Origin of the sequence: Streptosporangium sp. NPDC002721 (genome assembly GCF_042888905.1) — a bacterium.
In the GTDB taxonomy this organism is placed as follows: Bacteria; Actinomycetota; Actinomycetes; order Streptosporangiales; family Streptosporangiaceae; genus Streptosporangium.
The window spans coordinates 187,087-212,023 of sequence record NZ_JBIAQI010000004.1 but is presented as its reverse complement, the minus strand read 5'-3'; the positions used below and the strand labels follow the sequence as shown (position 1 = coordinate 212,023).

21 protein-coding genes are annotated in these 24,937 nt (G+C 71.8%); 15 read left to right on the top strand and 6 right to left on the bottom strand.

The genetic code is table 11. The features are described from left to right. Nucleotides 1-62: 62 nt before the first annotated feature. Nucleotides 63-1,553, bottom strand: coding sequence for a PLP-dependent aminotransferase family protein (locus tag ACFYWM_RS07080; protein ID WP_389909851.1), 1,491 nt, complete (start codon nucleotides 1,551-1,553; stop codon nucleotides 63-65). Between the two features lie 67 nt (nucleotides 1,554-1,620). On the opposite strand from ACFYWM_RS07080, the gene ACFYWM_RS07075 reads away from it, so the two are divergent. After that, nucleotides 1,621-2,601, top strand: a complete 981-nt coding sequence (locus tag ACFYWM_RS07075) for a DMT family transporter (RefSeq protein WP_389909849.1) — start codon at nucleotides 1,621-1,623, stop codon at nucleotides 2,599-2,601. Here the strand turns inward: ACFYWM_RS07075 and ACFYWM_RS07070 are convergent. Next, a complete protein-coding gene (locus ACFYWM_RS07070; protein WP_389909846.1) occupies nucleotides 2,489-2,875 on the bottom strand; it encodes a hypothetical protein in 387 nt (128 codons plus the stop codon). The genes ACFYWM_RS07075 and ACFYWM_RS07070 overlap by 113 nt on opposite strands. A gap of 236 nt (nucleotides 2,876-3,111) precedes the next feature. Here ACFYWM_RS07070 and ACFYWM_RS07065 point away from each other — a divergent pair, with 236 nt between their 5' ends. Continuing rightward, entirely contained in the window at nucleotides 3,112-4,764 is a 1,653-nt protein-coding gene (locus ACFYWM_RS07065; protein WP_389909844.1) for a fumarate hydratase, read from the top strand. A gap of 12 nt (nucleotides 4,765-4,776) precedes the next feature. On the opposite strand, the gene ACFYWM_RS07060 is transcribed toward ACFYWM_RS07065, so the two are convergent. Continuing rightward, complete coding sequence (locus tag ACFYWM_RS07060; RefSeq protein WP_389909842.1) at nucleotides 4,777-5,610, bottom strand: hypothetical protein; 834 nt, start codon at nucleotides 5,608-5,610, stop codon at nucleotides 4,777-4,779. 35 nt (nucleotides 5,611-5,645) lie between these two features. Beyond that, nucleotides 5,646-5,972 carry a hypothetical protein gene (locus ACFYWM_RS07055; RefSeq protein WP_389909839.1) on the bottom strand — a complete coding sequence of 109 codons (327 nt, stop codon included), beginning with the start codon at nucleotides 5,970-5,972 and terminating at the stop codon, nucleotides 5,646-5,648. 149 nt (nucleotides 5,973-6,121) lie between these two features. Between ACFYWM_RS07055 and ACFYWM_RS07050 the strand changes: the two genes are divergently transcribed. From ACFYWM_RS07050 to ACFYWM_RS07005, 10 genes are all read left to right on the top strand, one after another. Beyond that, nucleotides 6,122-6,730, top strand: coding sequence for a superoxide dismutase (locus tag ACFYWM_RS07050; protein WP_389909836.1), 609 nt, complete (start codon nucleotides 6,122-6,124; stop codon nucleotides 6,728-6,730). 69 nt (nucleotides 6,731-6,799) lie between these two features. Next, complete coding sequence (locus ACFYWM_RS07045; RefSeq protein WP_389909834.1) at nucleotides 6,800-7,984, top strand: serine/threonine-protein kinase; 1,185 nt, start codon at nucleotides 6,800-6,802, stop codon at nucleotides 7,982-7,984. A 35-nt stretch (nucleotides 7,985-8,019) separates the two neighbouring features. Then, complete coding sequence (locus ACFYWM_RS07040) at nucleotides 8,020-9,909, top strand: protein kinase (RefSeq protein WP_389909831.1); 1,890 nt, start codon at nucleotides 8,020-8,022, stop codon at nucleotides 9,907-9,909. A gap of 183 nt (nucleotides 9,910-10,092) precedes the next feature. Beyond that, nucleotides 10,093-11,484, top strand: coding sequence for a class II fumarate hydratase (locus ACFYWM_RS07035; protein ID WP_389909828.1), 1,392 nt, complete (start codon nucleotides 10,093-10,095; stop codon nucleotides 11,482-11,484). A gap of 111 nt (nucleotides 11,485-11,595) precedes the next feature. Further along, nucleotides 11,596-11,982: a tautomerase family protein gene (locus ACFYWM_RS07030; RefSeq protein WP_389909826.1), complete on the top strand. Its 387-nt coding sequence runs from the start codon at nucleotides 11,596-11,598 to the stop codon at nucleotides 11,980-11,982. A 227-nt stretch (nucleotides 11,983-12,209) separates the two neighbouring features. Then, nucleotides 12,210-12,956 (top strand): 3-hydroxybutyrate dehydrogenase, encoded by a 747-nt coding sequence (locus tag ACFYWM_RS07025; RefSeq protein ID WP_389909823.1) that lies wholly within the window; start codon nucleotides 12,210-12,212, stop codon nucleotides 12,954-12,956. A 120-nt stretch (nucleotides 12,957-13,076) separates the two neighbouring features. After that, entirely contained in the window at nucleotides 13,077-15,035 is a 1,959-nt protein-coding gene (locus tag ACFYWM_RS07020) for a helix-turn-helix domain-containing protein (protein WP_389909820.1), read from the top strand. Nucleotides 15,036-15,240: 205 nt separating this feature from the next. Then, on the top strand, nucleotides 15,241-16,563 hold the full coding sequence (locus ACFYWM_RS07015) for an MFS transporter (RefSeq protein WP_389909816.1): 1,323 nt from the start codon (nucleotides 15,241-15,243) through the stop codon (nucleotides 16,561-16,563). Between the two features lie 20 nt (nucleotides 16,564-16,583). Continuing rightward, nucleotides 16,584-17,609 carry an alpha/beta fold hydrolase gene (locus ACFYWM_RS07010; RefSeq protein WP_389909813.1) on the top strand — a complete coding sequence of 342 codons (1,026 nt, stop codon included), beginning with the start codon at nucleotides 16,584-16,586 and terminating at the stop codon, nucleotides 17,607-17,609. Between the two features lies 1 nt (nucleotide 17,610). After that, nucleotides 17,611-18,945: a tannase/feruloyl esterase family alpha/beta hydrolase gene (locus ACFYWM_RS07005; protein WP_389909810.1), complete on the top strand. Its 1,335-nt coding sequence runs from the start codon at nucleotides 17,611-17,613 to the stop codon at nucleotides 18,943-18,945. A gap of 203 nt (nucleotides 18,946-19,148) precedes the next feature. Here the strand turns inward: ACFYWM_RS07005 and ACFYWM_RS07000 are convergent, their stop codons facing one another. Both ACFYWM_RS07000 and ACFYWM_RS06995 read right to left on the bottom strand, forming a co-directional pair. Continuing rightward, nucleotides 19,149-21,125, bottom strand: coding sequence for a glycosyltransferase family 2 protein (locus tag ACFYWM_RS07000; protein ID WP_389909807.1), 1,977 nt, complete (start codon nucleotides 21,123-21,125; stop codon nucleotides 19,149-19,151). Between the two features lie 60 nt (nucleotides 21,126-21,185). Then, nucleotides 21,186-21,929, bottom strand: a complete 744-nt coding sequence (locus ACFYWM_RS06995) for a lytic transglycosylase domain-containing protein (protein WP_389909804.1) — start codon at nucleotides 21,927-21,929, stop codon at nucleotides 21,186-21,188. 303 nt (nucleotides 21,930-22,232) lie between these two features. Between ACFYWM_RS06995 and ACFYWM_RS06990 the strand changes: the two genes are divergently transcribed. Genes ACFYWM_RS06990 through ACFYWM_RS06980 form a run of 3 tightly spaced genes read left to right on the top strand, consistent with a single transcriptional unit; the run spans nucleotide 22,233 to nucleotide 24,906 of the window. Further along, a complete protein-coding gene (locus ACFYWM_RS06990; protein WP_344921373.1) occupies nucleotides 22,233-22,907 on the top strand; it encodes a response regulator transcription factor in 675 nt (224 codons plus the stop codon). A 5-nt stretch (nucleotides 22,908-22,912) separates the two neighbouring features. Then, nucleotides 22,913-24,310 (top strand): ATP-binding protein, encoded by a 1,398-nt coding sequence (locus tag ACFYWM_RS06985; RefSeq protein ID WP_389910269.1) that lies wholly within the window; start codon nucleotides 22,913-22,915, stop codon nucleotides 24,308-24,310. 29 nt (nucleotides 24,311-24,339) lie between these two features. Next, nucleotides 24,340-24,906, top strand: a complete 567-nt coding sequence (locus tag ACFYWM_RS06980) for a hypothetical protein (protein WP_389909800.1) — start codon at nucleotides 24,340-24,342, stop codon at nucleotides 24,904-24,906. Nucleotides 24,907-24,937: the final 31 nt, after the last annotated feature.

The window sequence follows — 24,937 nt, the reverse complement described above, 5'->3', positions numbered from 1 at the left end:
TTTGTCAGGACATAAGGACGATTCCCCGGACCGCCCTTGACACGTGTTCGCAGGTGGGGGGCTTAACCACCAGGTGAAAGGGCGTCCGCGAGGGCGCGGATCGTCGCGTCGGCGCGGCGGGCGGGCAGGCGGGCGAAGCCCATCACCAGCGCGGGCGGGCCCGGGGCGTGCCGCATCGGGCCCACCGGCTCGACCGCGAGCCCGCAGTCCTGGGCCGTCTCCGCCACCGCCTCCTCGTCCCAGCCGTACGGCAGCTCGGCGAGCAGGTGGAGCCCGGCGGAGACGCCCCGCACGGTGATCTCGGGAAGGTGCTCGCCGAGGGCGAGCGCGAAGGCGTCGCGGCGGGCACGGTACTCGCGGCGCATCCTTCTCAGGTGCCGGTCGTAGCCGCCGGTCGTGACGAAGTCGGCCAGGACGTACTGCTCCAGGACCGGTGAGCCCAGGTCCAGCTCGCCGCGGGCCAGCCGCAGCGACTCGGCGATCTCCGGCGGGGCGGCCACCCAGCCCAGGCGGAGCCCGGGGGCGAGGGACTTGCTGACGCTCCCGATCAGGATCACCCGGTCGGCGGCCAGCCCCTGCAGGCAGCCCACCGGGTCGCGGTCGAAGCGGAACTCCGCGTCGTAGTCGTCCTCCAGGATCGCCGCCCCGGTCGCGGCGGCCCACCCGATCAGCTCGGCGCGGCGGCGGGGCGAGAGCACGACGCCCGTCGGGTACTGGTGCGCGGGGGTGAGCAGCACCGCGTCCGCCCCGGACGCGGCCAGGGCCCCGACGTCGACGCCCTCGCCGTCCACCGGGACGGCGACCAGGTCGGCGCCCGCGGCGCGCAGCAGCGGGAGCTGGCGTCCCCCGGCCGGGTCCTCGACCGCCAGCCGGATCCGCCCGGGGGCCGGCACCGGCCGCGCGGCCCGCCGGACGTACCAGCCGAGGTCGTGGGGCGAGCGGCCCCGGGGGAGCCTCCCCGCGAGCGCCTGGATCGTGAGGCTGATCCCCTGGGCCACCCCGCCCACGACCACCAGGTTGTCCGGGCTCACGTCGGCCGCCCTCACCCTCCTGAGGTAGGCGGCCAGCTCCTCGCGCAGCACCTGGACGCCGCCGGGGTCGCCGTAGTCCAGGGCATCGGCGGGCAGCGCGGCGAGCGTCCTGCGCATCGAGGCCAGCCACCGCTCCCTGGGGAAGGCCCCCAGGTCGGGCGCGGTGGAGCGGCGCCCGAGGTGCGCCTCGCGCTCCTCTTCCCCGCCTCGGTTCTCCGGAGTACCGCCTCGGTTCTCCGGAGTACGGGAAGTGCCGCCGGGGAGGGCGGGACGGCTCGCCACCGGGGCCACGACGGTCCCGGCCCCGACCCTGGAGATCAGGAAACCCTCGGCGACCAGCTGCTCGTACGCCTCGACCACCACGCCCCGGGAGAGCCCGAGGTCCCTGGCCAGCTCGCGGCTGGCGGGCAGCCTGACCCCCGCGGCCAGGCGCCCGCGCCGTACGGCCTCGCGGAGCTCGCGGGCGATCTGGGCGGCGACGCCGCCCGCCGCCCGGTCGACGACGAGGTGCAGATCGGCCAATTGGTCCTCTGTTTCACCGTCACATTGGACCCGACAGGGGCACCATTGGCTTCCTAGCATTCCGCACATGAACGTGGATGTCAGCACTCCTCCCCGTCCCGCCACCCGGCTGGAGCCACGCGGCCCGGTCCAGGCCGCGACGGCGATGTTCCTGGTGGGCACCCTGGCGGCGGTCGCCGGCGTGATCGGGGGCTACCCGATCTACGGCGGCCAGACCCTGCGCCACCTGCTGGCGGCCGCGGTCCTGCTCACCGTCGCCCGCGTCATGGGCCTGCGGTTCGTACGGCTCACGCCCCGCGAGACGGCGCTGCTGGCGACGCTCTCCCTGACGGGGCTGGTGATCTTCAACGTATGCGTGATCGAGGCGACCCGGCACGGCGGCCCGGCCCTGGTCGGGACCGTCCTCGGCACCGTTCCGCTGGCGCTCGCCCTGCTCGGCGGGCGCCCCTCGCCCCGGCTCCTCGGGGCGGCGGCACTGGTGGCCACCGGGGCGACGGTGGCCGCCGGGCTGGGCACCGGCGACCTGCCCGGACTGCTCTGGTCGCTGGGCGCGCTGGGATGCGAGCTCTGCTTCTCCCTGCTGGCCATCCCGCTGCTGCCGAAGCTGGGCGCGGTACGCGTCTCGGCGTACTCGGTGACGCTGGCCGTGCCGATGTTCGTGGCCGCCGGTCTGCTCACGGACGGCACCGCGATGTTCCGCGTGCCGACGGTGCCCGAGGCCGCGGGGCTGGGCTACCAGGCGCTGGTCGTGACGGCCCTGGCGTTCTTCCTCTGGTACGACGCCCTGCCCCGGCTCGGCCCGGGAAGGGCGGGGCTGTTCGCCGGGCTGATCCCGGTCGGCGCCATCGTCACCGGCGCCGCCCTCGGCCTGGGCACGCCCTCGGTGCCCGACCTGGCCGGCGCCGCGCTGGTGGTCACCGGCATCGTCGTCGGCCTCAGTACCTCGGGCTCACCCGCTGCGGGGGCACGCCGGCCGGCTGGGGCGGAGCGGCCGGCTGGGGCGGGGCGGTCCGCTGCCGGGGGATCTCGACCTGCTGGGGCAGGTTGACCTGTCGCGCGGGCTCGCTCGCCCGCTGCAGGGGCAGAACCACCCGTTGCGAGGGCAGGCTCGCCTTCCCCGAGGCGACGTCAAGCCGCTGCCGGGAGATGGTCAGCGGGGGCTCCGGCCAGCTCACCGGCCATTCGGGGGTGCGGCCGTTGGATTCCTTGATGCTCGTCAGCGTGATGGCTATCAGTGACACGCCGAGACCGGCCACCACGAAGACGCCCATGATCACGAGCAGGACGATGTTCCCGGCCAGGACGGTGTTTCCGATGTTCATGATGCCCCCAGCTTCCCCGGACGCTCGGCCCGGCTCTTCCAGCTTCTCTCGTACATTCGGACACACCCCCTTAAAAGCCGCATAACCAACTAATATTTGTCCTAAATATGCCGATTTAATGTCATATATCTGCTCACTTGCGCGCGGCCTCGGAGCGGCGAGGACCGCGCGGATGGAGCGTGAACGCGAGGCCGTACCCTCTAGGGAAAACACGCCCGCACGGAGGATCGACGACGATGCCCGAGTTCGACTACACCGACCTGCTTCCCATGGGACCGGACGAGACGGAGTACCGTCTGATCACCGCCGAGGGGGTACGGGTCGTCGAGGCCGCGGGCCGCAGGTTCCTGGAGGTCGAGCCCGAGGCGCTGCGACTCCTCACCGAGAACGCGATCCACGACATCTCCCACTACCTGCGGTCGTCCCACCTCGCCCAGCTCCGCAAGATCATCGAGGACCCCGAGTCGAGCGGCAACGACCGCTTCGTCGCCCTCGACCTGCTGAAGAACGCGTCGATCTCGGCGGGCGGCGTGCTCCCGATGTGCCAGGACACCGGCACCGCGATCGTGATGGGCAAGCGCGGGCGCCACGTGCTCACCGACGGCGCCGACGCCGAGCACATCTCCCGGGGGGTCTACGACGCCTACACCCGGCTGAACCTGCGCTACTCCCAGATGGCCCCCCTCACCATGTGGGAGGAGAAGAACACCGGCTCCAACCTCCCCGCGCAGATCGAGCTCTACGCCGAGGACCCGGGCGGCCACCCCGACGAGTACAAGCTGCTGTTCATGGCCAAGGGCGGCGGCAGCGCCAACAAGTCGTTCCTGTACCAGGAGACGAAGGCGGTGCTGAACGAGAAGCGGATGCTCCAGTTCCTGGAGGAGAAGATCCGCTCGCTCGGGACCGCCGCCTGCCCGCCGTACCACCTGGCGATCGTCGTCGGTGGCACGTCCGCCGAGTTCGCCCTGAAGACCGCGAAGTACGCCAGCGCCCGCTACCTGGACTCCATCCCCACCGAGGGCTCCCCCTCGGGCCACGGCTTCCGCGACACCGAGCTGGAGGCCAAGGTCTTCGAGCTCACCCAGAAGCTCGGCATCGGCGCGCAGTTCGGCGGCAAGTACTTCTGCCACGACGTCCGCGTCATCCGCCTCCCCCGCCACGGCGCCTCCTGCCCCGTCGCCATCGCGGTCTCCTGCAGCGCCGACCGCCAGGCCCTGGCGAAGATCACCCCCGAGGGGGTCTTCCTTGAGCGGCTGGAGACCGACCCGGCGCGGTTCCTGCCGGAGACCACGGACGACCACCTCTCGGACGACGTCGTCAAGATCGACCTCAACCGCCCGATGCCGGAGATCCTCGCCGAACTGACCAGATACCCGGTCAAGACCCGCCTGTCGCTCACCGGGCCGCTGGTGGTCGCCCGCGACATCGCCCACGCCAAGATCGGCGAGCTGCTGGACGCGGGCGGCGAGATGCCCGAGTACCTCAAAAACCACGCGGTCTACTACGCGGGCCCCGCCAAGACCCCCGAGGGCTACGCCTCCGGCTCCTTCGGCCCCACCACCGCCGGGCGCATGGACTCCTACGTCGAACGCTTCCAGGCGGCCGGGGGCTCCAAGGTCATGCTCGCCAAGGGCAACCGCTCCAAGCAGGTCACCGACGCGTGCAAGGCCCACGGCGGCTTCTACCTCGGCTCCATCGGCGGCCCCGCCGCCCGGCTCGCCCAGGACTGCATCAAGAAGGTGGAGGTCCTCGAATACCCCGAGCTGGGCATGGAGGCCGTCTGGAAGATCGAGGTCGAGGACTTCCCCGCCTTCATCGTCGTCGACGACAAGGGCGAGGACTTCTTCACCGACTCCACCGGCCCCGTCCTCACCATCGGCCGCCGCTGACCGCCCCCGGCGTCAGGATCCGCCGTACAGGCGCCCGAGGTCGACCAGCTCGACGTCGGAGCGCCGTGCGGCGGTGTGCGCGAGGTCGGCGGTGAACCCCGCCCGCGAGAACAACAGGATCTTGGGCAACGCGACGACCTTCGCGCTGGGCAGCAGCCCCCGGAGGTGTTCGAGACGCTGGAGTTCGGCGAGGGAGACGGGGGTGATGGTCGACTTGGCCTCCCCGATCGCGGTGATCCTGTCGGCCGCGAAGGGATTCGTCTCGGTCACCACGATGTCCAGCTCGTGGCCCTGCCGGTGCTCCCTGCAGGGGATCCGCGTGGGCCGGACGGCCGCCGCGACACCCCCGAGGGTCTCGGCGGCGGCGTGTTCGAAGCACCACTCCCTGGAGAGGTCCTCGAAGTGCGGACCGTAGATCTTCCCTGACACCGTGTCCGCGTTGGCGGCCCAGACCTGGGCCGCCCGCCGTACGACCAGCTCGGGCTCATGCCGCTGGACGATCAGCTGATGGAAGCGGACGATGGGTTCCGCGACGCGGAACAGGGCGCGCTTCTCCCGCAGGGCGTCGTCGACCTGCTCGATCAGGCCGATGTCCTGAAGTCCCGACAGCAGATGTGCCAGGGCACCGCTCGGGCGGCCGAGCGCCGAGGCGATCTCCGAACGCCGGTGGTTGCCGGCGCTGAGAGCGCTCAGCGTCGCGGCGTAGGAGGTCGGATCGGCGATCGAGGGTTCCTCCCTGAGCAGGAGCGCGCCCTCGCGGAACATGGCCGAAGCCGGGTTGAGGAGGCGCCGCTCCACCCATCCGTCGAACTTCGCCAGGTCGGCCGGCCCGGATCCACCGCACATCTCAAGGTAGGCCGGGGTCCCGCCGACCAGGGCGTTCAGCCGGAACGCGAGTTCGGGGTCGTGGCCGACCTCCCAGAAGGCGGCGGCGTCGCGGAACCGAGGGCGTCCGCGATGGGGCGGTAGAGGCGGTCGGCGGGCCATGGGTCGGGGCCGTCGAAGCCGTAGGCGGAACCGGCGGGCTCGCCGCCGACGCGGGCTGTCACGCAACGGAAGCCCGGCCTGCCCGTCTGCGACGGCAGGCGCGCGACGAAGGCCTCGACCTGGTCGGGGGTCTCGTGCCACGGCGGCGGCGCGAACGCCGCCGCGTAGATCGGCCTCAACGCCGCGGCGCTCGGCACCGCGTCGTCGAAGACCGGCGGCACGAGACCTCCTGGACCAAATCGACACTCGCCATCATGCTGCAACTGCAACCTCTTCGCATAGACGGAGACCTAGGTCGCAAGACTGATGCAGATGCGAATCACTTGCAATAGTGTCCGAAGGAAAGGTGATCAACGAGGAGGTAGCCCGCATGGGTGAGTACGTCCTGCCCGACATGCCCTACGACTACGCGGCCCTGGAGCCCGCGATCACCGGGGAGATCCTGGAGCTGCACCACTCCAAGCACCACGCCGCGTACGTCAAGGGCGCCAACGACACCCTGGAGCGGCTGGCCGAGGCGCGCGACAGGGGCGAGTTCGGCGGGCTGGTCGGACTGGAGAAGACCTTCGCCTTCAACCTGTCCGGGCACGTGCTGCACTCGATCTTCTGGGAGAACCTCTCCCCGGACGGCGGCGACCGCCCCGACGGCGAGCTGGCCGCGGCTATCGACGAGCACTTCGGCTCCTTCGAGGCCTTCCAGAGGCAGCTGAGCGCCGCCACCGCCGGGGTGCAGGGCTCCGGCTGGGGCATCCTGGCCTGGGAACCGCTGGGCCGCCGCCTGGTCGTCGAGCAGGTCTACGACCACCACGGCAATGTCGGGATGAACTCCACCCCGCTGCTCGTGTTCGACGCCTGGGAGCACGCCTATTACCTGCAGTACCGCAACGTGCGGCCCGACTATGTCGAGAAGCTGTGGAGTCTGGTCAACTGGGCAGATGTCACGCAACGTTTCTCAACAGTTACTAGCGCGAAAATCTGACCCAAGTTGGCAAGAAGAATCGGCCCGGTCTCTACTGGTCGCATTACGCAAATCGGTAAGCTGCACCACATGCGTGCGCCGCCCGGATACCTTCTCGCAGCGCGCTACCGGCTGTCGGAACCGGTGGGGCGCGGCGGCATGGGCACCGTCTGGCGGGCACACGACGAGTTGCTCAACCGCGAAGTGGCCGTCAAGGAGGTGCGCCTGCCCCTGGTCCTCGACGAGGAGCTGCGCGCCGAGCTGTGCGCCAGGACCGAGCGCGAGGGACGCGCGACCGCGATGGTCGCCCATCCCTCCGTCATCACCGTCTTCGACGTCGTCACCGAGGACGAGCGCCCCTGGATCGTGATGGAGCTGCTCCGCGCCCGTTCGCTGGAGCAACTTCTCCAGGACCACGGGCCGCTGCCGCCGCGCCAGGTGGCGGAGATCGGCCGGCAGGTCCTGGGCGCGCTGCGCGCCGTGCACGCCAAGGGGATCCTGCACCGCGACGTGAAGCCGAGCAACGTCCTGGTGACCGACGACCGGGCCGTGCTCACCGACTTCGGCCTGGCCGCGCTCGAAGGCGACGTGTCGATCACCCAGGCGGGCATCGTGCTGGGTTCGGCCGGATACATCGCCCCCGAGCGCGTGCTGGGGGCCAAGGCCAGCCCGGCCGGCGACCTGTGGTCGCTCGGCGCGACCCTCTACACCGCCGTCGAGGGCCGGGGCCTGCACGGGCGCCGTACGGCCGCGGCCGCGCTCGCCGCGCTGACCAGTGGCGAGCCGATTCCCATGGAGCGGGCCGGACCGCTCACCCCGGTGCTGCGCGGCCTGCTCACGATCGACCCCAACTCCCGGCTCGACGCGGGACGGGCCTCGATGATGCTCGCCCGGGTGGCGGCCGGCGGGATGGTCGAGGAGCACTTCTCCAGGCCGCCAGGGAGACCCGACGGCAGGCCGTCCACGAGCGGGTCCGACGGGGCGTCGGCCCCGCCGTTCAGCCGCCGCTCGCAGCACCGCGGGATGCACCGGGTCGGCTCCGCGCCGCCACCGGCGCCCCGGCCCTCGTCGCCCGGCACACCCCCGCCGCCCTCGGGGCCCGCCTCGGGGCCGACACCCCAGCTTCGCGCGCACCGGCGGCCCGGCGAGGGCGTCCACCGGAAGCCTGCGGAGTTTTCGCCAACCTATCGCCCATTTGTCCGTTTTATGACACCCTTCATAAGGTTGGTCCTCCCGCGTCTTCTCTGGCCGAGGGAACTCCGTAAGCGCGGGTAAAGCGCTTCTCAAGGTTGAATGGCTATCTTCTTCTCATGCCGGAACAGCAGACGCGTGTGCTCGCGGACCGTTACGAGCTGATCGCGCCGCTCGGCCGGGGCACGATGGGCACCGTTTGGAAAGCCCACGACCGTTCCCTCGGCCGTGAGGTCGCCATCAAGGAGATCCGCCAGGAGCCCGGCCTCAGCGAGGCGCAGCGCACCGAACTTCGGGAACGGATGATCCGCGAGGGTCGTACGGCCGCCCGCATCAGCCACCCCTCGGTGGCCACCGTCCACGACGCCATCGTCGAGGACGGCAGCCCCTGGATCATCATGGAGCTCGTACAGGCGCGTTCCCTGGAGCAGGTGATCGAGGAGGAGGGGCCTCTCCCACCCCGGCTCGTCGCCGAGATCGGGGCCGACCTGCTGGGGGCGCTCCGCGCGGCCCACGCCCAGGGGGTCCTGCACCGCGACGTGAAACCCGGCAACGTGCTGATCACCGAGAGCGGCCGGGTGGTCCTCACCGACTTCGGCATCGCCAAGGCCGAGGGCGACACGAGCCTCACCAAGACCGGCATGGTGATCGGCTCTCCCGGATACACCGCGCCCGAGCGGGCCCGTGGCGAGCACACCGGGCCCGAGTCGGACCTGTGGTCCCTCGGCGCCACGCTGTACTTCGCGGTCGAGGGCCGTCCCGCCTACGAGCGGTCGTCGGTGGCGGAGACGCTGGCCGCGCTGATGAGCGAGCAGGTCGACCCGCCGACCCAGGCGGGGCCGCTGCGCCCGGTGCTCGAACAGCTGCTGGAGAAGGACCACACGGCGCGGCTGACGGCCGGTCAGGCGGGCGCGCTGCTCCGGGCGGTGGCCGACACCCCCTCGCACCTCGCGGACTCCCTGCCGCCGCCCCCGGCGCCCGCCGCCCCCACCTTCGCGCCGTCTCCCCCGGCCGCCGAGATCCCCCTCGTGGAGGACGCCGGGGACGCCGGGGACGCCGGGGACACTAGGGACGCTGGAGACACCGACACCGGAGACGCTGACGCCGAGCGGGAGCCTGAGGGGCCCGACGACACCGGTGAGCCTGACGCCCCTGACGCTCCCGACGACACCGACGGTTTCGACGCCGACCGCACCATGATGGTCATCCGCCCCAAGGACGGCCTGCGCATCCCCGGCGGGACGGCGCCCGCCGAGCCCTCCCCGTCCCCGGCGTCCTCCTCCGGCCGCCCGAAGACCTCGCCCTACCCCGACCGGCCGCCCCTCGCGGAGCCTGGCAGGCCGGTCGCGGGACGGCAGGGCCCTCCCGGCCTCGGCACCCCCGTCGCGGGAGGTTCCGTGATCCGCGGCGCCTTCGGGAGGCAGGGTGATTCCGGGCCGGGTACGTCCGGGCGGGGCACGTCCGGGCGGGGCACGTCCGGGCCGGGCACGTCAGGGCGGGGTGCCTTCGAGGAGACGGCCGAGGAGACGGCGGCCTTCGGAGGGCCGGGGAGCGAGTCGGCGGCCACGCCGCCCCACGGGTTCCCGGTGAGCGGCAGGCCCGACCTCTCCGTCACCCCGCCGCACGGCTTCCCCCCGGTCGATCCGGATCTCGCGGGGGCTCCCGGCTCCGAAGCCCTTCCCCCACCGCTGAGGCTCTTCCCCGACAACCGGCCCGGTCCCGACAACCGGCCCCCCGGCACCGGAGGCCCGCCCGGCCAGGAGGGGCCGGTGTCCTCACAGCCCTGGCGCCCGCCGGGTCCCGAGGCGTCCGACGGCGCCTACCGCTCCCCGGGCCTGGGCACCGACCTGTTCGCGATCGCGGGCCAGAACGCCCAGCCCGACCCCGGCCGCCCCGGGCCGAGGAAGCCGCCGTCGCAGAAGGCCCGGATCGGCGTCCTCGTGCTCATGGGCGTGGCGGCGATCGCCCTCGTGGTGATCATGATCCTGACAGTGGCCGCCTTCTTCTGACGGCTTCCTTCTGACGGCTTCCTTCTGACGGCTTTCTTCTGACGGCTTCCGACGAGCACGGCCCGGAGTACGACTCCGGGCCGTGCTCCGGGCCGTGTCCCGGGCACGGCACGCGACGAGGAACCCCGTACCCACCACACCCCGCCCCGGTTTGATTCCCTCCTCAGGACGCAGACTGGGTTCATGAGCGAGTATCGGATCGAGCATGACTCGATGGGTGAGGTACGGGTTCCCGCGGGCGCGAAGTGGCGGGCGCAGACCCAGCGGGCGGTGGAGAACTTCCCCGTCTCCGGGCGAGGGCTGGAGGTACCGCACATCGCGGCGCTCGGCCTGATCAAGGCACTCGCCGCCGAGGTCAACGCGGAGCTGGGGGTGCTCGACAAGGAGCTGGCGCAGGCGATCGCCGAGGCCGCCACCGACGTCGCGGAGAACGAGTGGGACGGCGAGTTCCCCGTCGACGTCTTCCAGACCGGCTCCGGCACCTCCTCCAACATGAACGCCAACGAGGTGATCGCCACCCTCGCCGAGGAGCGGCTGGGCCGTCCCGTCCACCCCAACGACCACGTGAACGCCTCGCAGTCGTCCAACGACGTCTTCCCCACCTCCATCCACGTCGCCGCCACGACCGAGGTCTCGTACCACCTGATCCCCTCGCTGCGGCACCTGGCCACCGCGCTGCGGGACAAGTCGCTGGAGTTCGACGGCGTGGTCAAGGCGGGGCGCACGCACCTGATGGACGCCACCCCGGTCACGCTGGGACAGGAGTTCGGCGGGTACGCCACGCAGATCGACAACGGCATCGCGCGGGTGCGGAGCGCGCTGCCTCGCCTCGCCCAGCTGCCCCTGGGCGGCACTGCGGTCGGCACCGGGGTCAACACCCCGCCCGGCTTCGCGGCCAAGGTCATCGAGAGGCTGCGCGAGGCCACCGGACTGCCGTTCTCGGAGGCTCCCGACCACTTCGAGGCCCAGGGTGCCCGGGACGCGGTCGTGGAGCTCTCCGGCCAGCTCCGCACGGTCGCGATCTCGCTCAACAAGATCGCCAACGACCTGCGCTGGATGGGGTCCGGCCCGCGGGCGGGACTGGGCGAGATCAACCTGCCCGACCTGCAGCCCGGCTCCTCGATCATGCCCGGCAAGGTCAACCCGGTCGTCCCCGAGGCGGTGACCATGGTCGCCGCCCAGGTCATCGGGAACGACGCGGCCATCGCCTTCTCCGGCGCCTCGGGCACGTTCGAGCTCAACGTGATGCTCCCGGTCATCGCGCGCAACGTCCTGGAGTCGGTGCGGCTGCTCGCCAACGCCTCCCGCCTGCTGGCCGACCGGTGCGTGCACGGCATCACCGCCAACGTCGACCGCATGCGCGAGTACGCGGAGTCGTCGCCGTCGATCGTCACCCCGCTCAACCCGTACGTGGGGTACGAGGAGGCCGCGAAGATAGCGAAGCAGGCCCTGGCGGAGCGCAAGACCATCCGCGAGGTCGTGATCGAGCGCGGCCACACCACCAACGGCACCCTCACCGAGGAACGGCTCGACGAGCTGCTGGACGTCCTGTCCATGACCCGGCCGCCCTCGTAGCCCGCGTCCCGGCCGCCGTCGCGGGCCGGTGACCGGACCGGCGTGACGGACCGGCGGATCCAGATGCCAGCCCTACCGGCGCCGTAGACCGGCCGCCTGGGAGACTGGGGCATGACCCAGATCAAGTTCTACGGCCGCGGGGACGTGTGGGCCGACCGGCGCCGGGAGATCTCCGACACCGTCCACGGCTGCCTGGTGGACGTGTGGAAACTCCCCGAGGACAAGCGGTTCCACCGGTTCCTGCTGCTGGACGCCGAGGACATGATCTGCCCGCAGCGGAGCGAGCGGTACCTCATCGTGGAGATCATCTGCTTCGGCGGCCGGTCGGACGAGGCCAAGCGCTCGCTGATCCGTACCCTGTTCGCCAGGGTCGGGGAAGCGTTCGACCTCCCCGCCGAGGACCTGGAAATCGTGATCATGGAGTCCCCCAAGGTCAACTGGGGCATCCGCGGCCTCCCCGGCGACGAACTCACGCTCATGTACCCGGTCACCATCTGAGCCACGCGCGGCCCCGGCCGCCGTCACCGCGCCCCTCGGCGGCGACCGGCTCCGGGCGTTCGTCCCTCGGAAGTCCCTCCCAAGTCCCTCCCGAGCCCCTGGGAACGGGTACGGATACGGCGAAGGCGGCGCCCCGCCGGAGCGGAGGATCGCCACATAAGCACGCGGCGGAGTGTGGGGGTGGGCGACATGGGCCGGGATTCGGGTCATTGCCTAGATTCGGCAGCATGATTGACCTAGCGGGTCGGCGAGCCGTAGTGACCGGGGCGGGTAGCGGGATCGGGCGCGCCTGCGCGCACCGGCTGGCCGTGGCGGGCGCACACGTGGTGGTGGTCGACATCGACGCCGAGGCGGCGGCGAAGGTCGCCGCGGAGATCTCGGGGACGCCCGTCGTCGCGGACCTGTCGGAACCGGACTTCGTCCGGGCGATCCCGCCCGGTGCGGACATCGTGGTGAACAACGCCGGGTTCCAGCACGTCGCCCCGATCGAGGAGTTCCCCCCGGAGGTGTTCTCCAAGATCCTCAAAGTGATGGTCGAGGCGCCCTTCCTGCTGGTCAGGGAGACCCTGCCCGGCATGTACGAACGCGGCTGGGGCCGGATCGTCAACATCTCCTCGGTCCACGGGCTCCGTGCCTCGCCCTACAAGTCGGCGTACGTCACCGCCAAGCACGCCCTCGAAGGGCTGTCCAAGACGATCGCGCTGGAGGGCGCCCCGCACGGCGTCACCTCCAACTGCGTGAACCCCGCCTACGTCCGCACGCCCCTGGTGGAGAACCAGATCGGCGCGCAGGCCGGCACCCACGGCATCGGCAGGGACGAGGTGGTCGAGCAGATCATGCTCGCCCCCGCCGCCGTCAAGCGGCTGATCGAACCCGAGGAGGTCGCCGAGCTCGTCGCCTACCTCTGCGGCCCGCACGGCTCCTTCATGACCGGCACCTCCCTCCCCATAGACGGCGGCTGGACCGCCCGCTGACCTCCATGAGACCGCGCTGGAGACTGGACCGACGAGAGAAGGAGCCCGGTAAGAGCGGCCGAACCGCGACGCGAAGCGTCGCCGTGAACACAGCGTCGCCATGAACGGAGAATGGTCGCCATGAGCACACGGGTCTTTCTCGAACTGCTGGCCAGGGAGGCGTCGGCGGTCGAGTTCGAGGGGCCCGTTCTCGCGGCGAGGAGCGGCGGGGCCGACGCGGAGGCGCTGGCGGAGCTGGAGGAGGCCAAGCTCGCCGCGCTGAAGGTGCGGGCGCTGCTGCGGCGCAGGGCGAAGCGCGAGGCGGAGCTGTCGGCGCTGTTCGACACGGCGGGGGACCTGGCCGGGCTGCGGGACCTGGACGCCGTCCTGGAGGCCATCGTGCACCGGGCCAGGCAGCTGCTCGGCACCGACGCCGCCTACATGACGCTGCACGACCCCGAGCGGGGCGACACCTGGATGCGGGTGACCGACGGCTCGGTGTCGGCGAAGTTCCGGGCGCTGCGGCTGGCCATGGGCGCCGGGCTCGGCGGCCTGGTCGCCCAGACCGCCACCCCGTACTCCACCGCCGACTACTTCGCCGACGAGCGCTTCCGCCACAAGACCGACATCGACGACGCGGTGCTCGAAGAGGGGCTGGTCGCCATCCTCGGCGTACCGCTCAAGCTGGGCGCCCGGGTGATCGGCGTGCTGTTCGCCGCCAACCGGAGCGTGCGGCCCTTCACCCAGGACGAGGTGGTGCTGCTGGGCTCGCTGGCGGCGCACGCGGCGGTGGCGATCGACAACGCCCGGCTGCTGCAGGAGACCAGGAACGCGCTGGAGGAGCTCAGCGAGGCCAACCGGCAGGTGAACGCGCACAGCCAGGCCGTGGAGCGCGCCGCGCTCGCGCACGACCGGATGACCGGCCTGGTGTTGCGCGGCGGCGGGGTCGAGGACGTGGCGGCGGTGGTGACGGAGGTGCTCGGCGGCTCGCTGACGGTGCTCGACGACGCCGGGCGCCCGATCGCCGGGGACGCGGGCGTGCTGGAGGAGGACGCGCCGGTCGAGACGGCGTCCGACCAGCCGGCGTCAGGCCCGGGAACGAGCCGGAGAGCGGGCTCGAAGCCCGGCGCCAGGCAGAGGACGCGCAAGGCCACGGAGGTGATCGCGGACGCCGCGCGGTCGTCGAGGGCGCTGGGGCGGACCGTGCGGCAGGGAGACCTGCTGGTCGCGTCGGTGGACGTGGGCGCGGAGCCGCTGTGCACGCTGGTGCTGCGCAACGGCGGTCAGGTGTCGGACGCCGACCAGCGCATCCTGGAGCGGGCCGCTCTGGTGACCGCGCTGCTCCTTCTGTTCAGGCGTACGGTGGCCGAGGCCGAGGGCCGGGTCAGGGGCGAGCTCCTCGACGACCTGATCTCGCGGCCCGCCCTCGACGGCCTGGCCGACCGCGCCCGGCGGGTGGGGGTGAACCTCGACCGCGACCACGTGGTGGTCGTGGTCCGCCACGGCGGCGGCCGGGAGCGGGCCGCGTTCTGGGCGTCCTCCCAGGCGACGCTGCACCACGGCCTCGCCGCGCAGCGCGGCGACGAGGTGGTCCTGTTGCTTCCCGGCGACCGGCCGGGCCCGCTGGCCAAGCGGGTGGCGGCCGAGCTGAGCGCCTCGCTCGGCCACCCGGCCACCGCGGGCGCGGGAGGGCCCGTGCGCGGCGCCGCGGAGGTGGCCGCCGCGCACCGGGAGGCCCAGCGCTGCGCCGACGCCCTGGTGGCGCTGGGCAGGGCCGGGGAGGGCGCCGGGGCCAGGGAGCTGGGCTTCGTCGGCCTGCTGGTCGGCGACGGGCGCGACATCGGGGCCTTCCTCGCCTCGGTGCTCGGCCCGGTGATCGACTACGACGCCCGCAGGGGCACCGCGCTGGTCCAGACGCTCACCGCGTACTTCGGCATGGGCGGCTCGCTGTCGCGGACGAGCGAGACCCTGCACATTCACGTCAACACGGTCACCCAGCGTCTGGACCGGATCGGCCAGCTGCTCGGCGACGACTGGCAGGTCCCGGAGCGGGCCCTGGAGATCCAGCTCGCCCTGCGCCTGCACCGCCTCAGCGGCTGATCCGGCCGCCCGAAGGCCGCCCGAAGGCCGCCCGAAGCTGCCTGAAGGTCATCGGACAGCTGCCGGACGGCCTCGCGGCGAGGCGATCTCACACACCCACATAGGGCGCCCGTCGGCTATGGCGGTCGCACCCATAGGAGTGACGCCGGTCACTACGTACGGTAGCCGGAATCCCCCCCAACAGCGATTCCCCTTGGTGAGTGAGATGGCAGAGAAAACCCGTACCCCCATCGGAAAGATCGTGGGTGCCAGCCTCGTCGGCACCACGATCGAGTGGTATGACTTCTTCCTGTACGGCTCCGCCGCCGCGCTGGTCTTCCCGCAGCTGTTCTTCCCCCAGTCGGAGCCGCTGACCGGCACCCTGCTGGCGTTCCTGACCTACGCGGTGGGCTTCGTGGCCCGCCCGCTGGGCGCGCTGGTGTTCGGGCACTTCGGCGACCGGCTCGGACGCAAGAAGCTGCTGGTGGTCAGTCTGCTGATGATGGGCGGGGCGACCTTCCTGATCGGCTGCCTGCCGACCCACGCGGCGATCGGCATGGCGGCACCGCTGCTGCTGACCCTGCTCCGGCTCGTCCAGGGCTTCGCCCTCGGCGGCGAGTGGGGCGGCGCGGTGCTGATCGTCTCCGAGCACGGCGACCCCGCGCGCCGGGGCTTCTGGGCCTCCTGGCCGCAGGCGGGCGCCCCCGGCGGCAACCTGCTGGCCACCGCCGTGCTCGCGGTGCTGGCCGCGGTCCAGACGGAGGAGGCGTTCCAGAGCTGGGGCTGGCGGATCCCGTTCCTGCTGTCCGGCGTACTGGTGCTGGTCGGCATGTGGATCCGGCTCTCCATCAGCGAGTCGCCGGTCTTCCAGCAGGCGGTCGCGAACGCCAAGCCCTCGAAGTCCCTGCCGATCGTGGAGGTCTTCAGGTACCACTGGCGCGACGTCCTCATCGCGATCGGCGCCCGTTTCGCGGAGAACGTCTCCTACTACGTGATCACCGCGTTCGTGCTGGTCTACGCGACGCAGCAGGCGGGACTGTCGAAGCCCCTCGTGCTCAACGCGGTGCTGATCGGGTCGGCCATCCACTTCGTCTCGATCCCGATGTGGGGCGCGCTCTCCGACCGGCTCGGCCGCCGGCCCGTCTACCTGCTCGGCGCCGCCGGGGTGGGTCTGTGGGCCTTCGCGTTCTTCCCGCTGATCGACACGAAGAACTTCGCCGCCGTCACCCTGGCGGTGACCGTCGGCCTGATCCTGCACGGCGCGATGTACGGCCCGCAGGCCGCGTTCTTCTCCGAGCTGTTCGCCACGAGGATGCGCTACTCGGGCGTCTCGATCGGCTCGCAGCTCGCCTCGATCGTCGCGGGCGCCCTCGCCCCGCTGATCGCGGTCGCCCTGCTGGACAGCTACAAGTCGTCGTTCCCCATCATGCTGTACGTGGCCGGGGCCGCCGTGCTCACCCTGATCACCGTGTACGTCTCGCGCGAGACCAAGGGGCGTGACCTCGTCACCATCGGCGACACCCACGACGAGGCCAAGATCACCCGCTGAACCGTACGGAGAGACATCTGATGCGCATCGAGAACCGGCCGGTGCCCACCGGCCGGATCACCCAGAACGTCCTGTCGGTGACGGGGAACGCCCCGGAGGGCGGCGAGACCGTGCTGTTCGTGCACGGGAACGTGTCGAGCTCCGCCTTCTGGCGGGGCACGATGCTCGCCCTGGCCGAGCAGGGCCACCGGCCGCTCGCCGTGGACCTGCGGGGCTTCGGCGACACCGAGCCCGCCCCGGTCGACGCCACCCGTGGCCTGCGGGACTACTCCGACGACGTGCTCGCCCTCATCGAGGCCCTCGGGCTGGACGGCGTGCACCTGGTCGGCTGGAGCATGGGCGGCGGGGTCGTGCTGCAGGCGCTGCGCGACCGGCCCTCCGCCGTGCGGAGCGTGACCCTGGTCAACCCGATCTCCCCGTACGGCTTCGGCGGCACGCACGGCGCCGACGGCGCGCTGAACCACCCCGACGGCACGGGCGGCGGGGCGGGGGCGGCCAACGCCGACTTCGTGAGGCTGCTCGCGGCGGGCGACACCTCCGACAGCTCCCCGGCCTCGCCGAGGAACGTGATGCGGACCACGTACGTGAAGCCCGGCACGGTGATCGAGGACGAGGACGCCCTGGTCGCGTCGATGCTGTCCACGAAGGTCGGCGAGGACCACTACCCGGGTGACGCGGCGACGTCGGAGGAGTGGCCGGGGGTGCGTCCCGGCACGCGGGGCGTGCTCAACTCGTTCGCCCCGACGTACTTCCGGATCGACGACCTGCACACGATCGAGCCCAAGCCGCCGATCCTGTGGATCAGGGGCGAGGCCGACGTGATCGTCTCCGACACCTCGCTGTTCGACCTGGCCCACCTGGGCGCCCTGGGGGCCGTCCCCGGCTCGCCCGGCACCCCCGCGCAGCCGATGGTCACCCAGACCCGTGCCGCGCTGGAGCTGTACGGCCCCTACACCGAGGTCGTCCTGGACGCCGGCCACAGCCCGCACATCGAGCGGCCCGCCGAGTTCCGCGCCGCCCTCTCCGACCACCTGAAGCGGAGCTGAAATGCGTAGTACCAAAATCGCCGCCGTCGGGCTCGCCGTCCTGACGGTCCTGGCCGGGGCGCCCGTGGCGAGCGCGGAGACCTCGGCGGCGCACTGCGCCCGGCTGGACCGGGTGAAGGTGCCGGGTGCCGAGCACCAGGTGAAGGCCTGTCTGGACGACCTCACGACGGCGGGCACGGCCGTCTCCGGGCACACCGACCCGGCCGACTGGGCGGGACTGCACCCGGCCGGGGCGGTCAACCCCAAGGGCGTGCCCGGCATCCAGGTCGACGGCTACTTCCCCGACACCTCGACCTCCAACACGACGCACGGCTGGAACCACGACTCGCAGTTCGTCCTGCGACTGCCCGACAACTGGAACGGCGGCCTGGTCGTCACCGGCACCCCCGGCAACCGGGAGCAGTACGCCAACGACTTCACCGTCTCCGACTGGGCGCTGGCCAAGGGCTACGCCTACGCGGTGACGGACAAGGGCAACGTCGGCGTCAACTTCTACAAGGACGGCCGCAAGCCCGGTGACGCGGTCGCCGAGTGGAACGACCGGGTCACGCAGGTCGCGATCGCGGCCAAGGCCGTCGTCGCCCAGCGCTACGGCACGCTTCCCAAGCGGACCTACGCCGCGGGCATCTCCAACGGCGGATACCTGGTCCGCTGGCAGCTGGAGAACCGGGCCTGGCTGTACGACGGCGGGATCGACTGGGAGGGCACGCTCTGGCGGGTCAAGGGCGACAACCTGGTCAACTACCTGCCCCCGGCGCTGCGGGCCTACCCGGCCGGCGACACCCAGGCGATGTACGACGCGGGATTCGCCCGGGGCTCGGAGTTCCTTTGGCCGTTCCACTACCAGTACTACTGGGACCTGACCCAGCGCCTCTACCGTGAGGAGCTCGACCCCTCCTACGACGGCGACACCGACGCGGGCACCCCCTTCTGCGCCTCGGGCACCCCGGCCTGCGACGCCGACTACGACTACGACGCGCGCAAGCCGTACGCCGCGGTGAAGAAGATCGGGCTCACCGGCCGGATCGGCAAGCCGCTGATCACGATCCACGGCACGCTGGACACACTGCTGCCGATCTCCCGCTCCAGCGACGTCTACGCGGACATGGTCGGCGGGCACCGGCCGTTCCGCTACTACCGGCTCACCGACGGCACCCACGTCGACAGCCTCTACGCCTCCTACCCCGACAAGCTGCGCCCGCTGCTGCCGTGCTTCCGCAGCGCGTTCGAGACCCTGGAGGGCTGGGTGGAGCGCAGGCAGAGCCCGCCGCCGAGCGCGACCCTGCCGAGGCCCGCGAGCGGCGACCTGGCCAACGAGTGCCACCTGGGCGCCTGACACCGCCACCAAGCCGACACCAAGCCGACACCGCCCCAGACCGACACCGCCACCAGGCCGATACCACCGCACGCCGCGGACACCGCCGCACGGCGCCACACCGCCCCGACGGGCCGTGTGGCGCCGTCGGGCGTCCAGGGGGTCCAGGATGTCCAGGAGAGGTCCAAGGAGGTCCAGGAGCCCGGAAAAGGTACCGAGGGCTCTCAGTTGAGCATGTAGCGCCGCTGGACGGTCCTGGTCACCCGGACCGCGTTCCTGACCAGCGGTATCCGCAGCGCGACCCGCTTCAGCAGCGGGTACCAGGGGTCGGAGGTCCCGGAGGCCGCGGACCTGTGGATCTCCACCCGGCCGCCGCGGTTCATCTCCACCTTGAAGCGCAGCCCGGTCTCCACGCCGTCCACCCGCAGGAACGGCGCCCAGACGCCCGGCGCGAGAAACCCCTCCCGGTACGCCAGCCGGATCGGGATCTTGGCGATCAGCCGCCCGGCCAGTTCCCCGGGGACCCCGGGCTCGACCAGCGCCGGGGCGGCGACCTCGCGCTCCCTGCCCGCGGTCTGGCGGAACACCAGCTCCGCGGGCGGTCCCCCGCTCGGCGGCACGTACGGCACGGGCACGACGACGAAGACGTGCCCGCGCTGCCTGATGACCGTCGTCCCCGGCGAGACCAGGACGATCGACTCGGGGAACGAGCGCGGCTCCACGCAGATGCCCAGCTCCCCCCGGTCGGACCACCAGGGGATGATCAGCCGCCTGGAGCAGTCGGCGACCATCCCGGTGCAGTTCAGCGGCGACCCGGTCACCCGGGTGCGGGCCTGCTGCGCCCCTCCGTACATGCGCACGTGCATCTCCCAGAGTCCCGGGTGCAGCGGGCCGCCCGCGGCCGCCGAGTCGACGTCCAGCCGGGCCGCGCCGGTGACCTGGAGCCTGACCCCGTCCCGGTGGCGGCTGCGGATCATCGAGCACTCCGTGGGCAGGAAGTGGACGGCCCCGGTGTCGTCGTGCCTGACGTAGACCTCGAACCGCGCCCTGGCGGCGGCCTGGCTGACGTCGGCCATCTCGGGCGGCAGGCGCAGCCCGTCGAGGGGCACCGGGGGCTGCCAGAGCAGGCCGTCGTTCCCGTACGGGACGAAGCGCGCCGGGGTGCCGTCGGCCTGTGTGATCTCCACGGTGAGCCCGACGGTGAGCGCGCCGTCGTCCCAGGTGAGCTCGTCGAGGTCGGCCTGGAGGCGGACGCCGCGCATCGCCCCGGCCAGGACGACGAGCTGGTCGAGCCTGCCCGCGCGGAGCAGCGCGGCGCGGGCCCGCAGCGGGACGGGCAGCAGGAGGTCGAGGCGCGGGGGGAAACGCTGGACGACCAGCTCGCGCAGGGTGGTGAAGGTGGCCGCCCGGCCCGCCGAGGAGGTGGCGAACCCGGCCCCGCCGAGCCGTCGCAGCACCGCGGTGCGGAACCACTGGGCGTACATCCGGTCGCGGCGGCGGCCCTCGGGCTCCTCGTCGTCGATGATGTCGAGCAGCTCGCGCAGCTCCGCCGCCCAGACGTAGGGGTCCTGCGGCGGTTCGGGCCGCTCGGTGACGTGGCAGCAGACCGGTCCGGCCATCACGACGACGTTCCCGGCCCGCAGGTAGGCGCGGAGCACGAAGGACTGCTCGGCCAGGCACCCGCCGGGGTCGGGGAAGTTCAGCGCCTCGGCGTCGAGGAAGGCCCTGCGGAAGAGCTTGTGCGGGGTGAGCAGCGTGAGCAGCCGGTCCCTGACGACGTCGGCGTGCTCGCGGTCGGCGTCGAAGACCGTGGAGGGCGGCCTCCGGTCGCTGATCAGCCGCCCGAGGAGGACGTCGGCCCCGGTCTCCACGGCGCGCAGGTACATCCGCTCCAGGGCGTCCCGCTCCAGGCGGTCGTTCTGGTCCAGCAGGTAGACGTACTCGCCCCGGGCGACCATGAGGGCGACGTTGCGCCCGCGCATCGGCGAGCCGGTCCGCTCCAGGTGGAGCACCCGGACGTTCGGCCGTACCGTCGCCAGGGTGTCGAGGCGCTGCTGGATCCCGTCGTCGGAGCCGTCGTCGGCGAAGACGACCTCGTAGTCCTCGGAGGCCATTGACTGCTCCAGCACCGACCGGATGCAGGCGTCGGCGCCATCACCGGGGTTGTGCACCGGCACCACCACGCTGACCTTCACGTCCATGCGGCCAAGGGTGCGGCGCCTGGCGCCGGGAGAGGATCAGACTTGCCGACTCCTGGTCTCTCAGTACCAGCCCTTGGCCTGGGAATGGGCCCAGGCGCCGCAGGGCGAGCCGTAGCGGCCCTTGATGTAGGTGAGCCCCCACTCGATCTGGGTGGCCGCGTTGGTCTGCCAGTCGCTTCCGGCGCTGGCCATCTTGTGGCCGGGGAGGGACTGCGGGATGCCGTAGGCGCCACTGGAGGTGTTCATGGCGCGCTCGTTCCAGCCGCTCTCCTTCATCCAGAGCTTCTCCAGGCAGCCCCACTCGCCCGCCCAGCCCCTGGACTCCAGCATCTGCTTGCCCAGCGCCCTGTTGCCGGTCGGGTTGGAGGTGCCCGGGGGGAGCTGCTGCGGGTTGAACCCGCCCCCGCCCGGCGCCTCGTCAACGATCTTGACCTGGTTCAGGGCCTTGCGGTTGTCGCGCTCGGCGGCGATCTTGTCGGCCTTGAGCGCCTGGGCGGCCTGGGCCTTCAGCATGTCGGACTCCAGGTCGGAGCCGAACGGGTCGGAGCCGAGCATCTGCGCCATCTCGTCCAGGGTGAGCGGCTTCGTCGGCGGCGCCGTGGCGTTCTGGTAGGCGGTGTAGGCGGTGAAGGCGCCCCCGCCCACCAGGACCACGAGCGCGGCGCCCAGGATCAGCACGCGCTTGGAGGTCATGCCGCGCTTCGAACTGGGCTCGCCGGGGGCCTTCCCCCTGCCCGCCCTGCGGTTCGCGCGGCGGGGGCGGGGCGCCGAGCGCTCCTGCAGTTGCTGTGATCCTGGACTCACGACCTATGAGCTTGCCGTGGGGAGGGGGGTGGTCCGCAACCGGAACGACGGAGTTGGTCCGCGCCGGGCCGGGTCCGCCGGGGTTTCCCACGTCCTAACCGCCAGGCCACGAGCACTTTCCCGGCAAGGAAAGCTTGGGAGTGATTTTGCTCACATTTTACCGTACGGTGCCGTACGGACCCCTTTGTCGATCATGGAAGTGCCCGAATCGTGGTCTGACCACCTCATTCAGGTACTGTTTGCGTTATGTCTGGGTTTTGTGACCCGGCAGATCCATCCGAGCCTTGGGAGAATGATTACCCGGTGGCAGGCATCCTCCTCGTCGAAGACGACCCCTCGGTCCGTACCGGGCTGGAGCTCGCGCTCACCCGGCAGGGCCACTCCGTCACCGCGTACGCCAGCGGTGAGGAGGCCCTTGAGCACATCCGGTCCCGCCGCCCCGAGATCGCCATCCTGGACGTCATGCTGCCCGGCATCGACGGCGTCGAGGTGTGCCGCCGCATCCGCAGGCTCGACCAGCTCCCGGTGATCCTCCTCACCGCCAGGGGCGACGACCTCGACGTCGTCGTGGGCCTGGAGGCGGGCGCCGACGACTACGTGGTCAAGCCCGTCGAGCCCCGCGTGCTGGACGCCCGCATCCGCGCCGTCCTGCGCCGGATGGAGTCGGTCGCCTCCGACCGCATCACCTTCGGCGACCTGGTCATCGACCGGGGCGCGCTCAAGGTGGCGCTGGGGGGCCGCGAGGTCCACCTCACCCCCACTGAGCTGCGCCTGCTGCTCGAACTCGTCCGCCACCCCGGCCAGGTGCTCAACCGCAGGTATCTGCTGCGGGCCGTCTGGGACCACACCCACGTCGCCGACTCCCGGCTGGTCGACGCCTGCGTCCAGCGGGTCCGCGCCAAGATCGAGGCGGTCCCCGCCGAGCCCGAGTTCATCCACACGGTACGGGGATTCGGCTACCGGTTCAGCCCGCCGTGAAGCGGATGTACACCGGGCTGCGCGGGCGCCTGGTGATCACCTTCACCCTGATCGCCATCACCGCCTCCACGCTCGTCGCGGTGATCGGCTACGAGTTCGTCAAGACCAGCATGATCAGGCGGGCCGAGCACGTGGCCGTGAGCGAGGTGCGCGACATCCTGGAGGGCAGCAGGGTGCCTGTCGGCGCGCTCTGGCCGGGAGACAGCCCGCCGACCGACGAGGAGATCAGCGCGCTGCAGAGAAGCCTGCGCCCCCAGGGCGGCAGGGTGGTGGTCCGCTACGAGGACTACCCCTACCCCGACGGCGACTTCGGCCCCAAGGACGTCCCCGCCGACCTCGCCGCCAGGGCCACCCAGCGGCTGGTCGCCAAGCGCATGACCATCGGCGGCGACATGTGGCTGCTCATCGGCACCCCCGTCTGGCGGATCGAGCCCATCCACACCGCCCAGCCCACCGGGATGACCGTCTTCGTCTTCGTCCCCCTCATCGAGGAGGAACGGCTGCTGAGCGGCCTGCGGCAGCCGCTCGCCGTCGCGGGCGCCGCCATGCTGATCATCGCGCTGTCCGTGGGCCTGGTGTCGGCCCGCCAGCTCCTGCTGCCGGTCAGGCGGCTCGGCTCGGCGGCCCGCGCGCTCGGCGCCGGCCACCTCGACACCCGCCTGCCCGTGCACGGCCAGGACGAGCTCGCCGAGCTCACCGCCACGTTCAACGACACCGCCGCCGCCCTGGAGCGGAGCGTCACCGAGCTGCGCGCGCTGGAGGCGATGTCCCGCCGCTTCGTCGCCGACGTCTCCCACGAGCTCAGGACCCCGCTGACCGCGATGACCGCGGTGACCGACATGCTCTCCGAGGAGGCCGACCGGCTGCCTCCCGAGCCCGCGGCGGCCGTACGGCTGGTGCTGCGCGAGATCGCGCGGCTGCGGACCCTGATCGAGCAGCTCATCGAGGCGAGCCGGTTCGACTCGGGGACGGCCACGCTGAACGTGGACACCGTGAACATCGTCGACGTGGTCTGCGACTGCCTGGAGATGCGCGGCTGGTCGGACCAGGTACGGGTGAACGTGCCGGAGGGGCTCGCCTTCTCCGTCGACCCCAGGCGCTTCGACGTCATCGTGGCCAACCTGGTGGGCAACGCCCTGCGCCACGGCGAGCTCCCGGTGATGGTGACCGCCCGCAGCACCCCGAACGGCCTGGAGGTGAAGGTGCGCGACCACGGCAAGGGCATCCCGGCGAAGGACCTGCCCTTCGTGTTCAACCGTTTCTACAAGGCCGGGGCCCGGGGCGACGGCAGCGGGCTCGGCCTGTCCATCGCGCGGGCCAACGCCCAGCTGCACGGCGGCACGATCTCGGTCCGCGCCCAGCGGCCGGGAACCCTCTTCACGGTCTGGCTCCCCCCGGCATGAGACGACTCCCCGGCACGCGACTCGTACGCGTGAGGCGGCCAGCGCGCGCGAGGTGGTTCGCCTGCCTGCTCGCCGCCGCGCTGGCGCTCTGCGGCTGCGGCATCTCCCCCACCGACGTCCAGGACTACGGCGGCCCGCCCGTGATCAGCTACAGCCCCACGTGGGTGACGGTCTACCTGCTGCGCGACGGACGGCTGGAGCCCGTCAAGGTCCCGGTGGTCTCCGACTCGGCCAAGAACATCATCGACACCCTCTTCCGGGCCGGCAAGCAGCCGCCGAAGGCCGGGCTGACCAGCGCGCTCAACGACTTCAGCCACTACGACACCAAGACCACCCGCTACTCGGACAACACCGACCAGCGCAACGAGCCGGACGACAACCTGGGCTACCGGCTGAACGTGATCATCACCGGCGAGGGCAAGGTCACCAAGGAGGCCCTCGCCCAGATCACCTGCACCATCCGGCAGAACAAGCAGGAGAGCATCTGGAGCGTCGAGGTCACCCGGCTCTTCCCCGGCACCCCGGAGACGATGGGCGACCGGGGCTGCTTCGAGTACCGCAACCTCGCGGCGCCCGGCGTCCGGCTGCCACCCTGAGAAACCCTGACGGGCCGGAGCCGTGAAGCCC